The organism is Caulobacter sp. P1_D6 (assembly GCF_056406095.1).
Window position 1 is genome coordinate 38,189 of record NZ_JBFUAW010000011.1, and the last position, 21,578, is coordinate 59,766.

General features: G+C 69.6%; 17 protein-coding genes. 7 read left to right on the forward strand and 10 right to left on the reverse strand.

Annotation, left to right across the window (positions count from 1 at the left end):
• The first annotated feature begins 49 nt into the window (after window positions 1-49).
• The 7 genes from metC to AC1DYP_RS07865 all read left to right on the forward strand — a co-directional run bounded on the left by metC (window position 50) and on the right by AC1DYP_RS07865 (window position 6,121).
• Window positions 50-1,222 (forward strand): cystathionine beta-lyase, encoded by a 1,173-nt coding sequence (metC, locus tag AC1DYP_RS07835; protein ID WP_477045988.1) that lies wholly within the window; start codon window positions 50-52, stop codon window positions 1,220-1,222.
• Window positions 1,223-1,284: 62 nt separating this feature from the next.
• Window positions 1,285-1,827 carry a DUF1697 domain-containing protein gene (locus AC1DYP_RS07840; protein ID WP_477045860.1) on the forward strand — a complete coding sequence of 181 codons (543 nt, stop codon included), beginning with the start codon at window positions 1,285-1,287 and terminating at the stop codon, window positions 1,825-1,827.
• A 146-nt stretch (window positions 1,828-1,973) separates the two neighbouring features.
• Window positions 1,974-2,129 (forward strand): hypothetical protein, encoded by a 156-nt coding sequence (locus tag AC1DYP_RS07845; RefSeq protein WP_477045861.1) that lies wholly within the window; start codon window positions 1,974-1,976, stop codon window positions 2,127-2,129.
• 106 nt (window positions 2,130-2,235) lie between these two features.
• Complete coding sequence (locus AC1DYP_RS07850) at window positions 2,236-2,604, forward strand: BlaI/MecI/CopY family transcriptional regulator (RefSeq protein ID WP_477045862.1); 369 nt, start codon at window positions 2,236-2,238, stop codon at window positions 2,602-2,604.
• Window positions 2,594-4,369 (forward strand): M56 family metallopeptidase, encoded by a 1,776-nt coding sequence (locus AC1DYP_RS07855; RefSeq protein ID WP_477045863.1) that lies wholly within the window; start codon window positions 2,594-2,596, stop codon window positions 4,367-4,369. The genes AC1DYP_RS07850 and AC1DYP_RS07855 overlap by 11 nt, the downstream gene beginning before the upstream one ends.
• Window positions 4,370-4,376: 7 nt before the next feature.
• Window positions 4,377-5,774 carry a GMC oxidoreductase gene (locus AC1DYP_RS07860; protein WP_477045864.1) on the forward strand — a complete coding sequence of 466 codons (1,398 nt, stop codon included), beginning with the start codon at window positions 4,377-4,379 and terminating at the stop codon, window positions 5,772-5,774.
• Window positions 5,771-6,121, forward strand: a complete 351-nt coding sequence (locus AC1DYP_RS07865) for a hypothetical protein (protein WP_477045865.1) — start codon at window positions 5,771-5,773, stop codon at window positions 6,119-6,121. Before AC1DYP_RS07860 ends, AC1DYP_RS07865 begins: the two co-directional genes overlap by 4 nt.
• On the opposite strand, the gene AC1DYP_RS07870 is transcribed toward AC1DYP_RS07865, so the two are convergent.
• The 10 genes from AC1DYP_RS07870 to AC1DYP_RS07915 form a co-directional block, all read right to left on the reverse strand.
• Window positions 6,118-7,413: a DUF5690 family protein gene (locus AC1DYP_RS07870; protein WP_477045866.1), complete on the reverse strand. Its 1,296-nt coding sequence runs from the start codon at window positions 7,411-7,413 to the stop codon at window positions 6,118-6,120. The genes AC1DYP_RS07865 and AC1DYP_RS07870 overlap by 4 nt on opposite strands.
• A gap of 134 nt (window positions 7,414-7,547) precedes the next feature.
• Window positions 7,548-8,306 carry a uroporphyrinogen-III C-methyltransferase gene (gene cobA / locus AC1DYP_RS07875; protein ID WP_477045867.1) on the reverse strand — a complete coding sequence of 253 codons (759 nt, stop codon included), beginning with the start codon at window positions 8,304-8,306 and terminating at the stop codon, window positions 7,548-7,550.
• On the reverse strand, window positions 8,299-11,001 hold the full coding sequence (locus AC1DYP_RS07880) for a nitrate reductase (RefSeq protein WP_477045868.1): 2,703 nt from the start codon (window positions 10,999-11,001) through the stop codon (window positions 8,299-8,301). The genes cobA and AC1DYP_RS07880 overlap by 8 nt, the downstream gene beginning before the upstream one ends.
• Entirely contained in the window at window positions 10,994-11,338 is a 345-nt protein-coding gene (gene nirD / locus AC1DYP_RS07885; protein WP_422181602.1) for a nitrite reductase small subunit NirD, read from the reverse strand. The genes AC1DYP_RS07880 and nirD overlap by 8 nt, the downstream gene beginning before the upstream one ends.
• Complete coding sequence (nirB, locus tag AC1DYP_RS07890) at window positions 11,335-13,791, reverse strand: nitrite reductase large subunit NirB (RefSeq protein ID WP_477045869.1); 2,457 nt, start codon at window positions 13,789-13,791, stop codon at window positions 11,335-11,337. Before nirB ends, nirD begins: the two co-directional genes overlap by 4 nt.
• A gap of 26 nt (window positions 13,792-13,817) precedes the next feature.
• On the reverse strand, window positions 13,818-15,041 hold the full coding sequence (locus AC1DYP_RS07895) for a nitrate/nitrite transporter (RefSeq protein ID WP_477045870.1): 1,224 nt from the start codon (window positions 15,039-15,041) through the stop codon (window positions 13,818-13,820).
• A 265-nt stretch (window positions 15,042-15,306) separates the two neighbouring features.
• A complete protein-coding gene (locus AC1DYP_RS07900; protein WP_477045871.1) occupies window positions 15,307-16,434 on the reverse strand; it encodes a CmpA/NrtA family ABC transporter substrate-binding protein in 1,128 nt (375 codons plus the stop codon).
• On the reverse strand, window positions 16,431-17,009 hold the full coding sequence (locus tag AC1DYP_RS07905) for an ANTAR domain-containing response regulator (protein WP_477045872.1): 579 nt from the start codon (window positions 17,007-17,009) through the stop codon (window positions 16,431-16,433). The genes AC1DYP_RS07900 and AC1DYP_RS07905 overlap by 4 nt, the downstream gene beginning before the upstream one ends.
• Window positions 17,010-17,179: 170 nt before the next feature.
• Window positions 17,180-18,262, reverse strand: a complete 1,083-nt coding sequence (locus tag AC1DYP_RS07910; RefSeq protein ID WP_477045873.1) for an alginate lyase family protein — start codon at window positions 18,260-18,262, stop codon at window positions 17,180-17,182.
• A gap of 73 nt (window positions 18,263-18,335) precedes the next feature.
• Window positions 18,336-21,446, reverse strand: a complete 3,111-nt coding sequence (locus AC1DYP_RS07915; RefSeq protein ID WP_477045874.1) for a TonB-dependent receptor — start codon at window positions 21,444-21,446, stop codon at window positions 18,336-18,338.
• Window positions 21,447-21,578: the final 132 nt, after the last annotated feature.

The window sequence follows — 21,578 nt, forward strand, 5'->3', positions numbered from 1 at the left end:
GACAAGGGCTTCGCAGTCGCCCGAGTTCACCCCCGAGTCCGCCATGCCCCTGGATGAAGAAACCCGCCTGGTCCGCAGCGGCGCCCCGCCCAAGGGCGGCACGGTGCTGGCCCGTACGGTCAATCCGCCGGTCCAACGCGGCTCGACGGTGCTGATGCCCAACGCCGCCTCGCTGTACGACGACAACCAGCTGACCTACGGCATCACGGGCCTGTCCTCGCCGGCCAACCTGCAACTGGCCCTGGCCGAGCTGGAGGGCTCGCCGGACGTGACCCTCTATCCGTCGGGCCTGGCGGCGATCACCGGCGTCATGCTGGCCCTGTTGAAGGCCGGCGACGAGATCCTGGTGGTCGACAGCGCCTACAAGCCCACCCGCCGGTTCTGCGACCGCGTGCTGACCCGGTTCGGCGTCAAGACCACCTACTACGATCCTGCCCTGTCGCCCGACGCCCTGATGGCCCTGTGCACGCCGGCCACCCGGATGATCCTGCTGGAAGCCCCCGGCTCGCTGACCTTCGAGATGCAGGACATCCCAGCCATCGCCGCCGCCGCCAACGCCCGCGGCGTCCTGACCTTGATCGACAACACCTGGGCGGCCAGCTTCTACTTCAAGCCCCTGGCCCACGGGGTGACCATCAGCGTGCAGGCCCTGACCAAATATGTCGGCGGCCACTCGGACGTGTTCATGGGCAGCGCCGCCACCGCCGACAACGTGATCGGCAACCAGCTGGGCGACGCCATGTGGGACATCGGCTGGTCGGTCTCGCCCGACGACGCCTACACCGTGCTGCGCGGCCTGCGCACCCTGGCCACCCGCCTGCCCGCCCACGAAGCCGCCGGCCTGAAGATCGCTCGCTGGCTGCAGGATCGGCCCGAGGTGGCCCGCGTGCTGCACCCGGCCCTGGAGAGCGATCCGGGGCACGCCCTGTGGAAGCGCGACTTCACCGGCGCCTGCGGCCTGTTCGGCGTGGTGCTGAAGCCCGCCTCGCAGAAAGCCGTGCACGCCTTCCTCGACGCGCTGGACCTGTTCGGCCTGGGCTTCTCGTGGGGCGGCTATGAGAGCCTGGCCATCCACTGCGATCCGCAGCTGAAGAACCGCTCGATCCCGGTGAGCCTGGAAGGCCCGCTGCTGCGCCTGCACGTCGGGCTGGAGAGCACCGCCGACCTGATCGTCGACCTGGAGCGCGGCTTCGCGGCGTTGGCCCAAGAACAAGGCGGCTAAATCGAACCGCGACGGCGCGGTCGCGAGGGTCTAGACAACCGCCTCGTTCGAAAGGCCTCTCAATGACCGTCCACATCGCCCTGCTGCGCGGCGTCAACGCCGCCGGAAACCGCCAGGTGACGGCGGACGAACTGACCGCCCTGCTGACCGAGCTGGGCCACGCGGACGTCCAGGCCGGCCCCAAGCCCGGCGACCTGCTGTTCACCAGCGGCGAGCAGACCGGCGCCGAGCTGCAGACCCAGATCGAGACCGCCCTGATGGACCGCTTCTCGCTGCGCACCGACGTCTATGTGCGCACGGCCGACGCCTGGCGCGCCATGGTCGCCGCCAACCCGTTCCCCGAGTTCGCCGCCCAGGACCCCGGCTGGCTGATGATCCTGTTCTGCAAGGACACCCCCGACAAGAAGGCCATGGGCGCCCTGCGCGCCGCGATCCGGGGGACCGAGCAGGCGCGGGCCGAGAGCCGCCAGATCTATGCGACCTATCCCGACGGGATCGGCGGCTCGAAACTGACCAACAGCCTCGTGGAAAAGACCCTGGGCGCGCGGATCACCGGCCGGAACTGGACCACGGTGCTCGCGCTGGAGGCCATGCTCGGCGACTAGAACATCGGCATATGGTGCGCCAGGAAGGGGCAGGCCCTGACAATCGGGGGCACGGCACCCCATATCCGTCTCATGGCCGTCGAGAGCGAGCCGCCCCGAGGCGGTCGATCGACCTGGACGTGGCCGACTTCGAGACATCGAAACCCATGAATTGGCTCTTCGAGCTGTCGGCGGCCTGCGTGCTTGTGGCTCTGGCTCTTCCGTTCGCCTGGAAACTGCTGCCGCCCAAGCTGATGCTCCGGCCTATCCGCGTCCGCGCCCGGGCGCCGCTCCCGCCGATCGATCACGACCCCTTGGCCTGACCGCCGCCTCGAACGCCTGCGGCATTACATATCGTTTACATTCATAATCGCTGATTGACGCCAACGTTTACGTCGGTAATCGTTGCAGGGAACAAGAGAGGTTCCCATGCGGATCAGCACCGCCGAAAGCGAGATCATGAGGGCGTTGTGGGCCAAGAGCCCCATGACCGCCGAGGACATCGCCGTCGCCCTGGCCGACGACCAGAACTGGGCCGAAGGCACGGTCAAGGCGCTGCTCAACCGCCTGCTTAAGAAGAACGCCATCGCCGCCGAGAAAGACGGCCGGCGCTTCCTCTATCGGCCGCTGGTGGCCCAGGGCGACTATGTGCATGCCGAGAGCAAGGGTCTGCTGGACCGGCTGTTCGACGGCCGCCTGGCCCCGCTGGTCAGTCACTTCTCGCAGCGCGAGCGCCTGAGCGACGAGGACGTCGCCGAGCTGCGCCGCATCCTGAAGGCGCATGACGATGGCCGGTGACCTGCTAGCCCTGCTGATCCGCGCCAACCTGGCGATCGGCGCCGCCGTGATCCTGGCGCTGCTGCTGCGCCGTCCGGTCCGCCGCCTGTTCGGGGCCCGCGCGGCCTACGCCCTGTGGCTGATCGCCCCGCTGGCGACGCTGGCGGTGCTGTTGCCCGCGCGGACGGTGACCGTTCGAGCCCCTGCCCCTACCGCGCCCGTCACCTCGACCGCCCCGCCGGCGACCATCGCTCCGCCCGCGCCGCCGGCGGCCGCCTCGCCTGGCCCGGCTTCGCGACCATCGACGCCGACGCCGGATCTCGATGGTCCGCTCCTCGCCATCTGGGGGCTGGTCGCCCTTCTGGCGCTGATCGTCCAAGCCGAGCGCCAGCGGCGCTTCGTCAAGTCGCTGGGCCGCCTGCGCGATGACGACGGCGTGTTCCATTCGGAGCGCGGCGGCGTCGGCCCTGCGGTGATCGGCGCCCTGACGCCCAGGGTCGTGCTGCCCGCCGACTTCGCCGTGCGCTTCACGCGGGAGGAGCAGGCCCTGATCCTGGCCCACGAGCGCAATCACCTGTCGACCGGCGACGCCCAGATCAACGCCCTGACCACGGCGCTGCAGTGTCTGTTCTGGTTCAACCCCCTGGTCCACCTGGGCGCCAACCGGTTGCGCGTCGACCAGGAGATCGCCTGCGACGCCGCCGTCCTGACCCGCTTCCCGGTCGCGCGCCAGGCCTATGGCGAGGCAATGCTGAAGACCCAACTGGCGCCCCACGCGCCGCCGCTCGGCTGCCACTGGCCGGCCTCGGCCAACAAGCAACTCAAGGAGAGGTTCGTCATGCTCAAGCAGCACCGCCAGGGCCGCGCCCGTCGTCTGATCGGCGGCGGCGGCGTCGCCGCCCTGTCACTGGGCGTCGTCTTCGCCGTCTGGGCCGCCCAGCCCGTGCGCGAAGTCCGCGCCTCGCCCAAGGTCTCCCGCCACGACGCCGCCACCTATCGGGCAAGCCCGCTGTACAAGGCCGTCCTGGACGGCGACGTGGCCAAGGCCCGCGAACTGATCGCGGCCGGCGCCGAGGTCGACTTCAAGGCCAACGGCGACGGCACGCCGCTGATCGAAGCCTCGCGGCAGGGCCGGGCCGACCTGGTCGACCTGCTGCTGGCCAACGGCGCCGATCCGAACCTGGCCATGCGCGGCGACGGCGCGCCCCTGATCGCCGCCGCCGACGCCGGTCGCGCCGACCTCGCCAAGGCTCTGGTCGAACGGGGCGCCTCGGTCGACGTCTTCGTGCCGGGCGACGGCACGCCGCTGATCAGCGCCATCCGCTCGGGCGACCTGGCCACGGTCCGCTACCTGGTGGACAAGGGCGCCAACGTGAACCAACCCGCGCCGGGCGACGGCTCGCCGCTGATCGAGGCCGTCCATTCGGGCCGGGCCGAAGTCGTGGACCTGTTGCTGGCCAAGGGCGCCGACGCCGGCCTGGCCGTACGCGGCGACGGCGACCCGCTGATCGCCGCGGCGGGCGCGGGTCGGCTGGACCTGGTCAAGACCCTGGTCGAGCACGGCGCCTCGGTGGAGTCCTTCGTGCCCGGCGACGAGACCCCGCTGATCAACGCCGCCCAGTCCGGCGACCTGGCGACGGTCCGCTATCTGGTCGAGAAGGGCGCCGACGTGAACCGCGCCGTGCCCGCCCGGCCCGGCGGCACGCGCTCGCCCCTCGGCGAAGCGCTGAAGCATCGCCACGACGCGGTCGTCGACTACCTCAAGGCCAGGGGCGCGCGCGCCTAAACGCGATATGGAAATCCAGGGCCTCTACGCCGGGACCGCCGTGGTCAAGGCCCCAGACAATCCCGACAAGCCGTTCGATGACTACCCGGTCCAGTCGCGGGCCCGGGTCCTGGGCGGCTCGGGCATGGTCTGGGGCGGCAAGTGCGTGCCGTTGGACCCCGCCGACTTCGCCGCGCGGCCCTGGGTTCCGCACAGCGGCTGGCCGCTCACCCGCCGGCAGATGCAACCGTTCTACGACCGCGCCTGCGACCTGCTGGAAATCCCGCGCTTCGACGCCGACAACAGGTTCCTGAAAGACCCAGCTCGTCCGCCGCTGGCCCTGGATCCTCGGGACGGGTTCTTCTCGGCCCCGCGCGTGCTCACCCGCTATTCCGGGGGAGCGGACAAGGACGCCTTCGATCGCTTCCGCACCGACTTCGCCGACGCCCCCGACATCACCGTTTATCTGCACGCCAATGTCACCCAGATTCGGCCAACGGCGAAAGGCGACAAGGTCGAGAGCCTGGACGTGGCCTGCCTCAACGGCAAGCGCCACACCGCGATCGGCAAGACCTATGTGCTGGCCGTCGGCGGCATCGAGAACGCGCGGCTGCTGCTGGCCTCCAACGGCGTGCGGCCCGAAGGGATCGGCAACCGCCACGACCTGGTTGGACGGTTCTTCCAAGGCCACGTGACCTATTCGCTGGACGGCGACTCCGAGACCGAGGGCACGGCGGTCCACATCTCCGGCCAGGCGTCGATGAGCCTCTATTCGACCCTGCGTCGCACCGCCCCCCAATGCGTGGTGGCCGCGGGCCTGCCCGCCCAGGCGCGGATGGGAACCGGCAACTTCACCGCCACCTTCAACACGATCACCCAGACGGAAACCGACACGCCGCCCGAGGCCGAGACCAAGGCGATGCGCCGGGTCGCGACCCGGGTCGACGGAAACAGCCAGGGCGAGGGCCAGCTCTTCGGCTTCTTCGGCATGTCCGAGCACTTGCCCAATCCCGACAGCCGGGTGACCTTGAATTCGTCGGCCAAGGACTCGCTGGGCCTGCCGCGCATCCACCTGGAATGGTGCTACGGCAAGGCCGACTGGGACAACCTGGAGCGCTCGGCGGCCGGGTTCGGCGACGCCCTGGGCGCTTCGGGACAGGGCCGGGTCTGCTGGCCGGTCAAGCGCGGTCAGTTGCTGGAGATCTCCAGGGCCTCGCGCCACCATATGGGCGCGACGCGGATGAGCGCGGACCCGACCCAGGGCGTGGTCGATCCGGACCTGAGAGTGCACGAGATCGCCAACCTCTATGTCGCCGGCAGCTCGGTGTTCCCGACCTCGGGCATCGCCAATCCGACCCTGACGATTCTGGCCTTGGTCATGCGTCTGGCCGACCACCTGAAGCTGGACATGGGAGCTCGCCGATGACCGCCGCCGTGCTGGCACGCCGCGACCTCCTGGCCGCCCTGCTCGCCGCCACCGCCCTGCCCGGCCTGACCCACGCCGCGCCCGCTGCCCCGCTGTTCGGCGACCTCGACCGCGCCGCCGCCGCGCGGATCGGCAAGGCCTGGCTGGCCGAGCGTCCGCAGATCGAACGGGCCGCCCTGGCCAAGCGCCTGTTCCCGAACGGCCGAGGTCCGGACGCCCTGCCCGACCTGCGCCGCCAGGTTTCCGAGGACTTCCGGCGTGGCGCGGTGTTCGTACAACGGGGTTGGCGGCTGTCGGAGACGGAGGGCGCGCTGTTCGGACTGCTGGCCTTGGAGGGAAGCGCCTAGGCGGCTGCCGCCTTCGGCAACCTCAACAGCATCCAAGCCAGCCCGACGCCGACCACGCCGATCACCGACGTTCCGTAGGCCGCGCCGGCCAGGAACCCGCTCCAGTCCAGCTCCAGCTTGGCGAAATAGCGGGCCAGCAGCAGCGAGACGCTGCCGATATAGCCGCAGGAGTCGGCGACATAGATCAGGAACCCGGCCGTGCCGACCTGCCCCGTCGCGGCGATCAGGCGATCGAACAGCATGCCGTTGAACGGGGTGTAGGCCATGTAGATCCCCGCCCCGATCGCGATCATCCAGGCCACGGGCCCCAGCAGTCCCACCTGCCGCCCCAGGGTCGCCAGGCCCACGACGGCGAAGCCCAGGGCCACGAAGGCGAAGTTGAAACCGACCGCCCGGCGGTTGTCGCGCACCAGGCTCAGCACGCCCAGGCCGACCAGCACGATCGCCGCCACCGGGATCTCCGACAGCGAGAAGATCCCCGCGGCGTTCTTGAAACCCAGCTCGGCCCAAATCTCGGCGGCGAAGTTGTCGCGGAAATCGCGCAGGGCGGTCAGCAGCACGTAGACGAGCACCAGCAGCACCAAGGCCGGCGCGTGGGCGGCGAACATGGCGGCGCGGGCCTTGGCGTCCATCGGCGCGCGGCGCACCCGGGCGGCCTCGTCGGCCGGCGACGGCGGCGGCAGCTGGGTCAGGGCCGCCACGGCCAGCAACAGCAGCGGGGTGAACATCAGCCCGGTCAGGGCCGGCATCCAGCGCTCGTCGACGCCCTGCAGCAACAGGCTCTTGCCCACCGACTTCACCACGCCCGAGGCGACGATGAAGCTGGCGCACAGCATCGCGCCCAGAACCTCCGACAGCCGCCGCCCCTCGACGAAGCCGAACACCAGGCCCCAGATCATGCCCAGGCACAGGCCGTTGACGAACAACGCCAGCGGACCGACCACCGCTGGGCCAAGGCTGAGGCCCAGCAGCGACAGCTCGGCCCCGCCGATCAGGACCAGGATCGCCAGCCAACGCCGCTCGGGCCGCATTTCGGAAATCACCTTGATCCCGACGATCTTCGACACCGCGTAGCCGGCGACCTGGGCGATCACCAAGGCGACCTTGAAGTCGATGGCGAACGGCCAGCCGGCCATGACCTCATAGGTCGCCGCCGTGAACGGCTTGCGATAGGCGAACATCGAGAAATAGGCCGCGAAGGCCGCCAACCCGCCGTACAGCGCGAAGGCCCAGGGCGGCGCGGTGGCCAGGGCGCGGGCGATAGGCCCCTGAGTCGGTGTCGGGTTCGGCATGCCCCATGGGCGGACCGAAAGGGGAGATCCGTCAAGACCGTCCGTTGCACGGCCGGGGACATGCCCTTGGGCGTGTCCCCTTCTGGCCCGTGAATGCTGATGGGGACACGCCCAAGGGCATGTCCCCGACGCCGCTAGGCCGTCAGCGCGACGGGCGCTTCCTCTTCCGCCGCGCAGCTCGCCTGGGCCGCCACCTCGCCGACCACGATCACCACCGGGCCGCCCTGGCTGTCCAGGCGCTGGCCCAGGGTCTCCAGCGTGCCGTGATAGATCCTGGCGTTCGCCCCGCCGGCCTGCTCGACCGCCACGGCCGGGGTGCTCGGCGCGCGGCCGGCGGCGATCATCCGCTCGCACAGCGCGCTCGCCACCTCGCCGCCCATATAGACCGCCAGGGTCGCCTCGGGGTCGCCCGCCGCGCTCCAGTCGCCGCTCAGCGTGCCCGCCTCCAGCCGCGCCGTGGTGAACACCACCCGCCGGGCCTCGCCGCGATGGGTCAGGGGGAAGCCGAACTGGGCGGCGGCGGCGCAGGCGGCGGTGACGCCGGGCACCACCTCGACCGACACGCCGTGCTCGCGCAGGAAGGCCGACTCCTCGCCCACCCGGCCGAACACGGAAGGATCGCCGCCCTTGAGCCGCACGACCCGCAGCCCCTTGCGCGCCAGGCGCAGCATCAGGCGGTTTATCTCGTCCTGATGCATGCTGGGCTTGCCGGCCCGCTTGCCGGTCTGGATGCGCACGCAGCCCGGCGGGGCCAGGGCGATGGCCTCCTCGCTGATCAACGCGTCATAGAGCAACGCCTGGGCGCTCTCGACGGCTCGAACGGCCCGCAGGGTCATCAGGTCGACCGGGCCGGGACCGGCGCCGACGAGCAGGACTTGGGCGGCGTCAGACATGGGCGGGCTCCTTGGCGGGAACAGCGGCGGAAGCGGCGATCATCCGGGCGATCTCGGGACGGCAGGACCCGCAGTTGGTCCCCGCCCCCGTGGCGGCGCCCACCGCGTCGGGGCTGGCGGCCCCGGCGGCGATGGCGGCCTGCACGACCTTGGCGCCGACCTTCAGGCAGGCGCAGACCAACGGTCCCTTGTCGACCGGCGCGCCGGGCGGGCGGCCGAACAGCAGGGCCGAGCGGGCTTCCTGGCTCAGCACCGGCTCGGCGAACAGCTCGGCCAGCCAGTCGCGCTGCGGCAGGCGACCGGTCAGGGTGACGTACAGGACCGCGACCAGCCGGCCGTCCTGCAGCCAGGCGTCGCGGCGGGCGCCGGTGGCGGCGTCCTCATAGGTCACGAGTTCGCCGGTCAGGCCCTTTGACAGAGCCTTGCGCAAGGCGGCGCGCTCGACTTCGTCGCCCCGGCCGGCGAACTCGTGTTGCTGGCAGGCGTCTTGGGGAATACGCCGCCAGACGAGGTCCAGCCCCGTGGGGGGTCCGAGGCTGTCCCGCGTGAGGAAGAAACCCTTCCAGGTCTCGCGATAGGCGCGGATCCGGGCGGGGGTGTGCTTGAACTCCGGCTGACCGGAGGTGGGGTCCAGGTTCGGCGCGATCAGCGGATTAGACTTTCCCGACGGCGCGAAGGCGTCGGTCCAGTGCATCGGCATGAACACGCTGCCAAGCCGCTGGCGGTCGGTGACCTTGGCCAGGGCGACCGCCTCGCCGCGCGCGGTGATCACCCGGGTCAGGGCGCCGTCCTTGACGCCCAGGGCCTCGGCGTCGGCCGGATGGACCTCGACGAACGGCTCGGGCGCGTGGCGGCAGAGGTCCGGGGCCAGGCCGGTACGGGTCATGGTGTGCCACTGGTCCCGGATGCGGCCGGTGTTCAGCGACATCGGATAGGCCGCGTCGACCGCGTCGGCGGGTCCCTTGGGCCGGGTCGGGACCATGCGGGCGCGGCCGTCGGGGGTCTGGAAGCGGCCGTTCTCGAACAGGCGCGCCGTCCCCTGCCCGTCCGATTTCACCGGCCACTGGACCGGTGAAAGTCCGGCGTAAGCCTCTGGCGTCAAAGCGGAAAGGCCCGACAGGTTCAGGAGACGCCCGGTTTCATTGGCGGTGTTCTCATAGACCGTCAGGCGGGCCCATTCGCGGAACACGCTGGCCTGCGAAGCCCAGCCGAAGCCGTCGAAGCCCATGGCCTTGGCGACATCGGCGATGATCCGCCAGTCGGCGCGGGTCTGGCCAGGCGCGGGGAACAGGGCCCGCTGGCGCGAGATCCGGCGCTCGGAATTGGTGACCGTGCCGTCCTTCTCGCCCCAGGCCAGGGCCGGCAGCTTGACGTCGGCGAAGGCGGTGGTGTCGGTCTCCACGCAGTCGGACACCACCACGAACGGGCAGCGGTCCAAGGCCTCGCGCACCCGGCCAGCGTCGGGCAGGCTGACGGCCGGGTTGGTGGCCATCACCCACACGGCCTTGATCTTGCCGGCGTGGATGGCCTCGAACATGTCGACGGCCTTCAGGCCCGGCGCGCGGGCGGTGTCCGGCGCGCCCCAGAAGCGGGCCACGCGGTCGCGGTCGGCCGGAGCGAAGTCCATGTGGCCGGCCAGGGTGTTGGCCATGCCGCCGGTCTCGCGCCCGCCCATGGCGTTGGGCTGGCCGGTGATCGAGAACGGACAGGCGCCGGGCTTGCCGATCCGCCCGGTCGCCAGGTGGGCGTTGAGGATCGACAGCCCCTTGGCCGTGCCCTGGGCCGACTGGTTGGCGCCCATCGAGAACAGGCTGACCGTGCGCTCGTAGGCGGCGAACAGGTCGTAGAAGGTCAGCAGGTCTTCCACCGGCACGCCGCAGTCGGCGGCCACGGCGGCCGGCGATTGGTCGAGTTCCGCCAGGGCGGCCTCGACGTCCGCGAAGCCGTTGACGTGGGCGGCGATGTAGTCGCGGTCGACGGCCTCGATGCGGATCAGGTGGGCCAGCAGGCCGTTCCACAGCCGCACGTCGCTCTGCGGGGCGATCGCCAGGTGCAGGTCGGCGCCCTCGGCGGTGTCGGTGCGGCGCGGGTCGATGACCACGTGCCTCTGGCCGCGCGCCTTGGCCGCCTCCATGCGCCGGAACAGCACCGGATGGGTCCAGGCGGCGTTGTGGCCGCTGAACACCACCAGGTCGGCCAGGTCCAGGTCCTCGTAGCAGCCCGGCACCAGGTCGGCGCCGAACGCCTGCTTGTGGGCCGCCACGGCCGAGGCCATGCAGAGCCGGCTGTTGGTGTCGATGTTGCCCGAGCCGATGAAGCCCTTCATCAGCTTGTTGGCGACGTAATAGTCCTCGGTCAGCAGTTGGCCCGAGACGTAGAAGGCCACGCTGTCGGGACCATGCTTGGCGATGGTGTCCTTGAAGCGCTTGGCCACCAGGGCCGTGGCGTCGGACCAGTTGGCGGACTTGCCGTTGATCGTCGGCTCCAGCAGCCGGCCCTGCAGCCCCACCGTAGCCCCCAGCGCCGTGCCTTTCGAGCACAAGCGGCCGAGGTTCGCCGGGTGAGCCGTGTCGCCGGCCACCGACAGGGTCCGGTCCTGCGACGGCGCTTGGCCGACCGCGCCCGACACGCCGCAGCCCACCCCGCAATAGGGGCAAGTCGTCTTGACGAGCGGGGCGGTCGAGCCGTCAGCCATGGGTGTCCAGGCTCAGCAGCAAGCGGCCGTCGCGGACCTCAAGCGGCACGACAGGCGTGCAGCCCTTGCCCTTGTCGGCCCCCATCGGCTCGCCGGAGGCCAGGTCGATAGACCAGTTGTGCAGCGGACAGGCCACGGCGCGGCCGTGGACGATGCCCTGGCTGAGCGGCCCGCCCTTGTGCGGACAGGCGTCCATCAGGGCGAACACCTCGCCGTCGCCGGTGCGGAAGATGGCGATGTCGCCGCGCGGGCTGGTCACCCGACGCGCGCCGCGGCGAGGAATGTCGGTCACCGCCCCGACATCCACCCAGACTGGAACTTTCACGTGCGCGTTCATGCGGGGACGAACTCCATCCGGCGGCTCATGGGGGTGAATTCCTCGGTGTGGCGGCCAGCCACGCGCTCGGCCCACGGGTCGATGCGGGCGAAGCGCTGCGAGAAGACGAAGCGGTCGTAGAGGGCCTTGCGCTGGTCGGGATCGGTGACCTGGGCCTGGATGCTCTCCAGACCCACGCGCGCCATCCACTTGTAGACCCGCTCCAGGTACCAGCCTTCTTCGCGGTACAGCTGCATGGCCGCGGCGATCACCCACACGGCCTCGTCCTCGGAGGCGACGTGGGTCAGCACCTTGGTGCCCTGGATGTGCAGGCCGGCGGCGCCGCCGATGTGGATCTCGTAGCCGCTGTCGACGCAGACCACGCCGAAGTCCTTGCAGGTGGCCTCGGCGCAGTTGCGCGGGCAGCCCGACACCGCCAGCTTGACCTTGGCCGGCGCCCACGAGCCCCACAGGAACTTCTCCAGGCGGATGCCCAGGCCCGTGGAGTCCTGGGTGCCGAACCGGCACCAGTCGCTGCCGACGCAGGTCTTCACCGTGCGCAGGCCCTTGGCGTAGGCATGGCCGCTGACCATGCCGGCGGCGTTCAGGTCGGCCCAGACGGCCGGCAGGTCGTCCTTCTTGACGCCCAGCAGGTCGATGCGTTGGCCGCCCGTGACCTTCACGGCCGGGATGGCGAACTTGTCGGCGACGTCGGCGATGGCCCGCAGCTCGTCCGGCGTGGTCATGCCGCCCCACATGCGCGGGACGACCGAATAGGTGCCGTCCTTCTGGATGTTGGCGTGGACCCGCTCGTTGATGTAGCGCGACTGCTTGTCGTCGCGATATTCCGACGGCCAGGCGCACAGCAGGTAGTAGTTCAGGGCCGGACGGCACGACGAGCAGCCGTCGGGCGTGGTCCATTCCATGGCCTGCATGACGGCGGGCATCGACTTCAGCTCGTATTCGACGATGGCCTTGCGGACGTCGGAGTGCGGCTTGTGCGTGCATTTGCACATCGGCTTGGGGCCGGTCTGCGCCTTGAAACCGTCGCCCAGGGTCAGTTTCAGCACCTGCTCGACCAGCGGCGTGCACGAGCCGCACGAGGCCGAGGCCTTGGTGACCGCCTTCACGTCGTCCAGCGTCGTCAGGCCCTGGGTGGTGATGGCCGAGACGATCGAACCCTTGCAGACGCCGTTGCAGCCGCAGATTTCCTGCGTATCGGGCATGGCCGCAACGGCCGCGTTAGGGTCCAGGCCGGACAGCCCTTCCGTGATGGCCTGGCCGAAGATCAGGGTCTCGCGGATGTCGGTGACGTTGGTCCCGGCCCGCATCAGGTCGAAATACCAGTTGCCGTCGGCCGCGTCGCCGAACAGCACCGCGCCGGCCACCTTGCCGTCCTCGATGACCACGCGCTTGTAGACGCCGCGGCCGGCGTCGCGGAACACGATGTCCTCGCAGCCTTCACCGCCCGAGAACTTGCCGGCCGAGAACACGTCGACGCCCGAGACCTTCAGGCGGGTCGACAGGACCGAGCCCTCATAGGCCCCTTCCCCGTCGGTCATCGACTCGGCCAGCGAGCGGCACATGTCCCAGATGGGCGCGACCAGGCCGTAGCAATTGCCCCGGTGCTCGGCGCATTCGCCCACGGCGAACACCGCCGGATCGGACGTGCGCATGGCGTCGTCGACGACCACGCCGCGATTGACCGCCAGGCCGGCGTTCCGGGCCAGGGCGGCGTTGGGCTTGATGCCCACGGCCATGACCAGCAGGTCGCACGGCAGGGTGCGGCCGTCCTTGAGCTTGAGGCCGGTGACGTGGCCGTCTTCGCCGACGATCTCTTCGGAATGGGCTCCCATCACCGTCTCGACGCCGCGTTCGGCCAGGGCCTCGCGCAGCAGGAAGCCGGCGCTCTCGTCCAGTTGGCGCTCCATGAGCACGTCCATCAGGTGGACGACCGTGGCGGCCATGCCGCGACGGGCCAGGCCGTAGGCGGCTTCCAGGCCCAGCAGGCCGCCGCCGATCACCACGGCGCGGGCGCCGGGCTTGCCCGAGGCGGCGACCATGGCCTCGACGTCGTCCAGGTCACGGAAGGTGACCACGCCCTTCAGGTCGATGCCCGGCAGCGGCAGGCGGAACGGATCGGAGCCCGTAGCCAGGATCAGCTTGTCGTAGGAAACTTCCAGCCCGCCCTCGGCGACCACCTTGCGACCCTCCAGGTCGACCGCCGTGACGGCCCGACCCGCATGCAGGGTGATGGCGTTGTCGGCGTACCAGGCCTCGTCGTTGATCACGATGTCGGCGAAGGACTTCTCCCCCGCCAGCACCGGCGACAGCATGATGCGGTTGTAGTTCACCCGCGGCTCGGTCCCGAAGATGGCGATCTCGTAGCGGTCGGGATCGCGCTTGAGGACTTCCTCGACCGCCCGGCAACCGGCCATGCCGTTGCCGATGACGACCAGCTTTTCCTTGGTCATGGTTTTGCTCACTGGAGGAAACAGGATCAGACGCGGATCGGGCGGGAGTCGCCGCCGTGCAGGGTCGGCCAGACCGCCCGCCAGCGGGCCTTCAGGCCGTGCAGGGCCACCAGGGCGAACACAGCCAGGGCCGCGAAGCCGAGGAAGCCGATCTGGTAGGAACCGGTCATCTTCTTGGCCATGCCCAGGCTGGAGGCCAGGTAGAAGCCGCCGATGCCGCCGGTCATGCCGATCAGGCCGGTCATGACGCCGATCTCCTTGCGGAACCGCTGGGGCGCCAGCTGGAAGACCGCGCCGTTGCCGGCGCCCAGGGCCAGCATCGAGAACATGAGCACCGCCAGGGCGACCCAGGCCGAGGGCATCTGGAAGCTGGCGGCGGCCAGGCCCACGGCGGCCAGGGCGAAGACGACGGTCAGGGTCCGCACCCCGCCGAACCGGTCGGCCAGGGCCCCGCCCACCGGCCGGATGAACGATCCGGCGAACACGCAGGCGGCGGTGAAGAAGCCGGCGATCACTGGGGTCAGGCCGTATTCCGAGTTGAAGTAGATGGTCAGGGACGAGGCCAGGCCGACGAAGCCGCCGAAGGTGACCGCGTACAGCAGCATCAACCACCAGGCGTCCGGGACCTTCAGCACGTCCATGTATTCGACCAGCGTCTTGGGCGCGGGTTGTTCGGGAGCGTCCTTGGCCAACAGCATGTAGACCACGAAGGCGATGGCCAGCGGGATGGCGGCCAGGCCGATGACGTTCTGCCAGCCGAAGGCCTTGGCCAGCAGCGGGGCGAACAGGGCGGCCAGGGCGGTGCCGGAGTTGCCGGCGCCGGCGATGCCCAGGGCCAGGCCCTGATGCTCCTGCGGATACCAGCGCGAGGCCAGCGGCAGGGCGACGGCGAACGAGGCGCCGGCTACGCCGAGCACCAGGCCCAAGGCCAGCACCTGGTGATAGTTGTGGATCCCGACGGCCCAGGCCAGGGTCAGGCCGGCCAGGACGATCAACTGGCTGATCATGCCGGTCTTCTTGGGACCAATGCGGTCGACCAGCACGCCGTTGACCAGGCGCAGCACCGCGCCGGCCAGCACCGGGATGGCGACCATCAGGCCCTTCTGGGCGGGGTCGAGGTGGAAGTCCTTGGCGATGGCCACGCCCAGCGGGCCCAGGATCACCCAGACCATGAAGCTGAGGTCGAAATACAGGAACGCGGCGAACAGGGTCGGCGTGTGGCCGGCCTTCAGGAAATCACGGGAGAGCATGATCGGCCTCGGATGTTGCGTGTCTGCGAGAGCGAGGCGGCGACGCCCCGGGCGGGTGACCGCATCCGAGCGGTCGTCTCTGGCAGCCACGAACGCCGTTGTCCGGAGGCCTGACGCTAGTGAAGGATCAGAACGCGGAGCGAGTCACGCGGCATGCTGCGATGCGGCGTGATCCAAGGCCGCTTCGTGCAGTTGCTCAGCAAACAGGCGTCGCCGCTGCTCGAAGCATGAGCAGATCGGATAGGTGCTGATGAGTTTGAAGGGCTTAGGTCGACGCTCGGCCGACAGCGAACGACGCCGCATAGCCCCGTGCATCAGCCGGATCGAACGGTGCGCCGTCGAACAAGGCCGAGGCCGGGGGCGCGGCGTCGGCGAACACCTGGGCGGGGTCCAGCACCGGTCCGAGCGACAGGGCCGCTTCCCGGAACAGGTCCGGGCGATAGACGCGGTCGGCGACGGCGGTCAGGTCCAGGTCGGCGCCTACCTGCCCCCAGCGCACCATCTGCGACAGGAACCACAGGGCGTGCTCGCGGCGCGGCAGGCCGGCGGCGTCGCGGTGGAAGACGATCTCGGACTTCAGGGCGCGGGCCACGACCTCGGCCTCGACGCCCACATGGTCGGGCCGTGACAGCAGGGCGACCAGCTCGGCGTGGTTGCCCGGCTCGTCGGCCCAGGCCGAGGCGCGGATCAGGGCGCGCAAGGCAGCCCGCAGTTCGTCGCCATGGCGCTCGGCCCAGGCGGTGGTGACGCCGAACACCTTGTCCGGCCCGCCCGGCCAGAACTGCGAAGCCTTGATCAGCACCTCGCCCAGCCCTTCGTCGACGGCGACGGCGTTCCAGGGCGCGCCGACGCAGAAGCCGTCGATCTCGCCCGAGCGCAGGTGCTCGACCATGCGCGGCGGCGGGGTGACCACCAGGCGCACGTCGCGGTCGGGATCGATCCCCGCCTGGCCCAGCCAGTAGCGCAGGAAGTAGTTGTGCATCGAGTGCGGGAACACGACCGCGAAGGTCAGCAGCGGCGCGCCCTGCCCTCGCCGGCGCTCGACGACCTCGGCCAGGGCCTTGGCGGTGACCAGCGGCGCGGCCAGGGCCTCGGGATCGGCCTCGCGCATTATCGCCGCCAGCTTGGCGCCGACGGTGATCGCGCTGCCGTTCTGGTTCAGCGCCAGCGGCGCCAGCATGGAGTCTGCGGCCAGCGCCATCGGGGCCAGCATGTGGGCGCCGTCCAGCGCGCCCACCGAGACCTTGTCGCGGATCGTCGCCCAGGAAGCCTCGCGGCTCAGGGCGACCTCCAGCCCCTCCTCGGCGAAGAAGCCCCGCGCCTTGGCCACCACCAGCGGCGCGCAATCGGTCAGGGGGATGAAGCCCAGCGTCAGGTCGGCCAGCCCGCTCACGAGGCGTCGCCTTTCAGCACGCCGGCGAAGGCCAGCAGGTCGGCGGCCACCGAGCCTATCGGCTTGCCGCGATCCATGGCCAGCTTGCGCAGCAGGCGATAGGCGCCGTCCTCGTCCAGACCGCGCTCCTTCATCAGCAGGCCCTTGGCCCGCTCGACGGTCTTGCGCGATTCCAGGTCGGCCTTGGCCTTGGCCAGGTCGCCGCGCAGTTGCTGGGTCAGGGCGAAGCGGCTCATGGCCACGTCGAGGATCGAGCGCACCCGGGCCGGCGCCAGGCCATCGACGACATAGGCCGCGACCCCGGCCCGCACGGCCTGCTCGGCCAGGCCCGGTTCGGAGCGGTCGACGAACATCACCACGGCGCGCGGATTGTGCTGCCCGGCCTCGCGCAGGCTTTCCAGCGTATCGCGGTCGGGGCTGTCGGCGGCGATCACCACCACGTCCGGCGCGAACTCGGCGGCCTCACGCTCATCAAACGTGGCCGCGCGACGCACCTCCAGCGGCTGCACGCCCGCGAGCCCCTCGGCGACAAGGGCGGCCCGCGCGGGATCCGGATCGATGACGAGGACGCGCATGCCCTCCGCCCTAAGTCCGTCCGGCGGCAGGTGGGAGCGGTGAAGGTCCATTGCGGTCGGAGTAACTCAATCAGCCTGGTATTTACGCACCATAGCTTGAAATAGCGGCGCCAGACGCCCTGGCAAGTCGCCACAGGCGCCCCGACCGCGGCGCCTGTGGATGAGACGGATCAGCGCCTTTCGGCGAACTGGCCGTGCAGCTGGATCCAGGCCGCCGGCCGCTTGCCCGTGCGGACGACCAGGTCGTCGCGCAGGGCGCGATAGCGCGGGTCCATCAGGCTGGCCAGGGCGTAGGTGCCCACGCCGTTGGACACGTCCCACGGATGGGGCGCGTATTCCTTCTGGCCGGCGGCGGCGCGGTCGCGGTCGAACTGGATTTTGGAGTTGGCGAACTCGATGTGGGTCTTCTCGCCCTTGGCGTAGGGCGCCAGCCAGTCCAGCGCGCCGGGCAGATTGGCGCCGACCGGGCTCTTCCAGGTGAACCAGTCCTCGCCGTGGGCCTTGGCCGACAAGGCCGCCATCATCAGCGGATCCAGGTCGTAGGTGACGTAGTGGATGGCGTCGCGTTCGTGGAAGTCGAACACCGTGCCGTCGGCCCGCAGGTTGGCGGTGACCTGGGCCCGGAACGCCGCCCTCGCCCGGTCGATCAGCTTGGCGTCGCCGGTCTGGAAGGCGGCCATGGTCGCCAGCTTGACGCGGTGGCTCTGCCAGTTGGTCTCGAAGTTCTTCGGCTTGGCGTCCATCGCGTCGAGGTAGCCGGCGGCCATGCCGCGCCACAGCTTGTCGACCTTGGCGCGCGTCGCGGCCGGCAGGTCGGCCTCGGTCAGGTCGTAGGCCATCAGCAGGGTGTCGAAGCCGGTCTCGTCGATCGGGTTGAACGACGGCTCGTAGATGTCGGCCCAGGCCTCCAGATAGCGGCCGGCCTGGTCCAGATAGGCGCGGTCGCCGGTCAGCCGCCAGGCCAGGGCCAGGTTCAGCACGATCGGCTGGTCCTGCTTGGCCTTCAGGCTGATCTCGCGGATGCCCTTGCCCGGCAAAGTGCCTTCGGTGTGGAGCTTGGGGATCGCGCCGGGAGGACGAGCCAGGGCGGCCTTGGCCTTGGAGATCACGTCCTGGGCGGCCGGAGCCTGGGTCGCGCCCTCCTTTCCTAGGCCTTGGGCGTAGTCGGGCCCCAGCAGGGCGTAATCGGCCGCCAGGGCCGGCGAGGCCAGAAGGGCCAGGGCGCAGGCCGCGCCCATCAGCAAGGTCTTCATGTCACGCGTCTCTTCGATACTGGAAAGAAAAAGGGCCGGGCGATGAGCCCGGCCCCGCAGGAGGGATGGAGATCTAGAAGGTGGTCCGCAGGGTCACCTGGTAGGTGCGGCCGTCGTAGTCGATCCGGCGCGGCAGCATCGGGTCGTTTTCGTACTCCGACCGTGTGGCGTCGGTCAGGTTGAAGGCGTCGACCGAAACGGTCAGGGCGTCGGTGAACTTGTACGAGGCCGAGGCGTCCAGCTGGCTGCGCGCCTTGACGGTGCGGGCGTCGCCGACGAACGAGTTGCCGGCGGCCAGGTCGTACTTGTCGCGCCAGTTGTAGACCAGGCGAGCCCCGAACTTCGGACCTTCGTAGTAGCCGATCAGGTTCAGGTTGTTCTCCGACACGCTGGGCAGGGTGATGGACTTGCCGGCCTGATCCTTCCCGTCGATCGACGTGTAGGAGTAGTTGAACGCGCCGCCGAAGTCCTTCCAGAAGCCGGGCAGGAAGTCGAAGTTCTGCTGGATGTTGAACTCGACGCCGGTGACCGTCATGGCGTTCTGGTTGGTCTGGCCGCTGATGTTGACCTGGGCCTGTTTGACCGTCCCGCCGGCCCCCGTGAAGGTGTTGGAGCTCCTGCAGACCGGCGTGCCGCCAGAGTTGTCGATCGTCAGCGTGCCCAGATTGACGTCCAGTCCCGGGATCTGGCCGCTGGCCGGGCACAGCCGCGCCGGATCGGTGATCGGGCCGATATAGCCGTCGATCTTCTTGCGATAGGCCGCCAGCGAGATCAGGCCGCCGGGTCGGTTGTACCACTCCAGCGACAGGTCCAGGGAGTCGGAGGTGTAGGGCTTCAGGCCCGTGGCGCCGATGGTCACGGTGTAGACCGGATCGACCGGCGGCGTCAGGTCGACCGGCGTCTGGACGTAGGTGGTCGGCACGATGTCGCGCGGCTGCGGGCGCACATAGGTCGAATAGGCCGCGAAACGCAGGATGAGATCGTCGCGCAGGTCGGCCGCCAGGACCAGCGAGGGCAGCCAGTAGTCGTAGTTGCGCGTCGTGGTCTTGGTCGTCAGCCCATGATTGACCGGGCCGGTCACCACCGACAGGGCGCTGGAGCAGTTGGTGCAGTTCAGCGCGACGATCTTGTTGTCGGTGTACTCATAGCGCACGCCCAGGGCGCCGCGGATCGGAATGCTCAGCGCGTCGGACTCGAACTTCGCCAGCGCGTAGGCGGAGTAGACGTCGTTCTCGTTGCTGAAGTTGTTGTTCCAGTAGTTGCCGTCCCAGTAGTTGTTCACGAAGCCGTAGGGCGTCAGGAACACGCCGGGGGCGCCGAAGGCGAACTGGTCGGGCAGGCCGTTCGGATTGCCGGCCGAGCGCGGGTTGGTGTTGACCGGCGTCAGCACGCTCAGCAGCTGGTTGACGTCCACGCCCATCCAGTTGGAGGTCGCGCCGCCCGCCTTGCCGCCGAAGAAATCCTTGGCGTAGGACAGCTGGGCCGCCATGGCCGGCGTGATGTTCTGGGTCTGGGCGCCCAGCGAGGTGTTGCGCGAGCCCGACGAGCTAAACTTCAGGCTCTCGGCGCGGCCGCCGAACTGGAAGCTGGTCAGGAACTTGCTGTCGTCGAAGGTGCGCTCGAGGTCCAGCTGGAACGAGTCCAGGTCGTTCTTGGCCAGGCCGTTGGTGCCGGTGATGCCGAAGCGGTCGGCCGGCGTGCCCGCCGCCTGGCCCGGCATCTGGGCGCCGGCCTGGGTGGCGGCGCTGGCGGCGGCCGGGATGTTGTAGGGCGTCGTCGCCAGGTGGGTGGCGTGCGGAGTGTTCAGGACGGCCATGTAGTTGGCCAGGTCCGAACCGCCCAGGTTGACCGAGGTGGTGATGCCGTTCAGGCCGCCCGCGCCGAGGTTGCGGTACGGGTTCTGGACGATGTCGAACTCGATCTGGTTGGCCTGGGCCTTGGCGCGCGAGACGGTCAGGTTGGCGGTGGCGCGCCACTCGTCGTTCCGGAACTCCAGGGTCGGGTTGATGGCCCAGGTCTGGTTCAGGGCCGGCTCGGACCGGATCGAGTCGAAGGTGTTGATGTTCTCGGCCGAGAACTTGTTGATGTAGGCGCGCGGACCGTTCGGCGTCTGCACGATGTAGGGCGTGCCGATGTCGGTGATGTGGGCGACGGCCGAGGTCGCCGTCAGGGCGGTGTTGGTGCCCTGTCCGCCGCCGGCGTCGATATAGAGCAGATTGTTGGTCGCCTCATCCAGCTTGCGCCGGGTCAGGAAGGCGTTGGCGCCGAACTTCCAGCTGTCGTTGATCCGCCACTCGAAACCGGTCGCGCCCGAGAGGGTGGTTCCCCGGTTGAACTTGACCAGTTGGCGGGTCTGGCTGGGATAGTAGACCCCGCCCGGATTGGCCGCGATCAGGGCGTCATAGACCGGGTTCTGGCCGGGGACGCGCTGGTTGCCCACCTGGATCGAGCCCAGCTTGTTGGCCCAGGAATTGACCGTGATCGAGTCGCGGCGGAACTTCTCGTCCTTCCAGCCGACGACGCCGAACACGGCGAAATCGTCGCTGAGATGGGCGTTGTAGCCCAGCGAGGCCAGCGGGCTGCCCAGATTGCCCAGGTCGTTGTATTCGTACGACAGCTTGGCGAAGCCGCCTTCCTTGCGGCCCAGGGCGGGCGCAATGCGCAGATCGATGTTGCCCGACAGGCCGCCGGCCAGGTCCGAGGCCATCGGCGACTTGATGACGTTGATCGCCGTGAAGATGTCGGAGTTGAACGCGCCCAGCGGGGTCGAGCCGTTCAGGATCGGGTCGGCGAAGGCGCCGCCGTTCAGCGTGGTGCGCGCGAAGGTGCCGGGCAGGCCGCGCAGGCTGATGGTCGCGTTGCGGCTGTCGGCCTCGCGGTTGATCTGGATGCCGGGAACGCGCTGGATCGCCTCGCCGACGTTGAGGTCCGGGAAGCGCCCAAGGCCGTCCGACGAAATGCCGTCCGAAATCTGCAGGGTGTCGCGTTTCGTGGCGATGGCGTTGGCGTAGGCGGCTCGGAAACCGGTTACCACCACGGTGTCGACGACGCTTTCGTCGGCCTTGGCCTGTTCAGCCAGAGCGGGCGCGGCCTGCTGGGCCTGAGCGGCGGAACCGATCGCGACCGCGGCGCACGAGGCCAGCAGCGCGGAACGCAGGACGAGAGTGTTGCGAACGAGATTCATAAATCCTCCCCCGGACGCGTCTGATTGGGCGCCCTTATGACCGGAGTTATCCGACCAATCGCGAAATGTGTCAATGATTGGTAATGCCACTTTTCAAAGTGGCTGATCTTTCTGGTCAGGCCAAAACCCAAG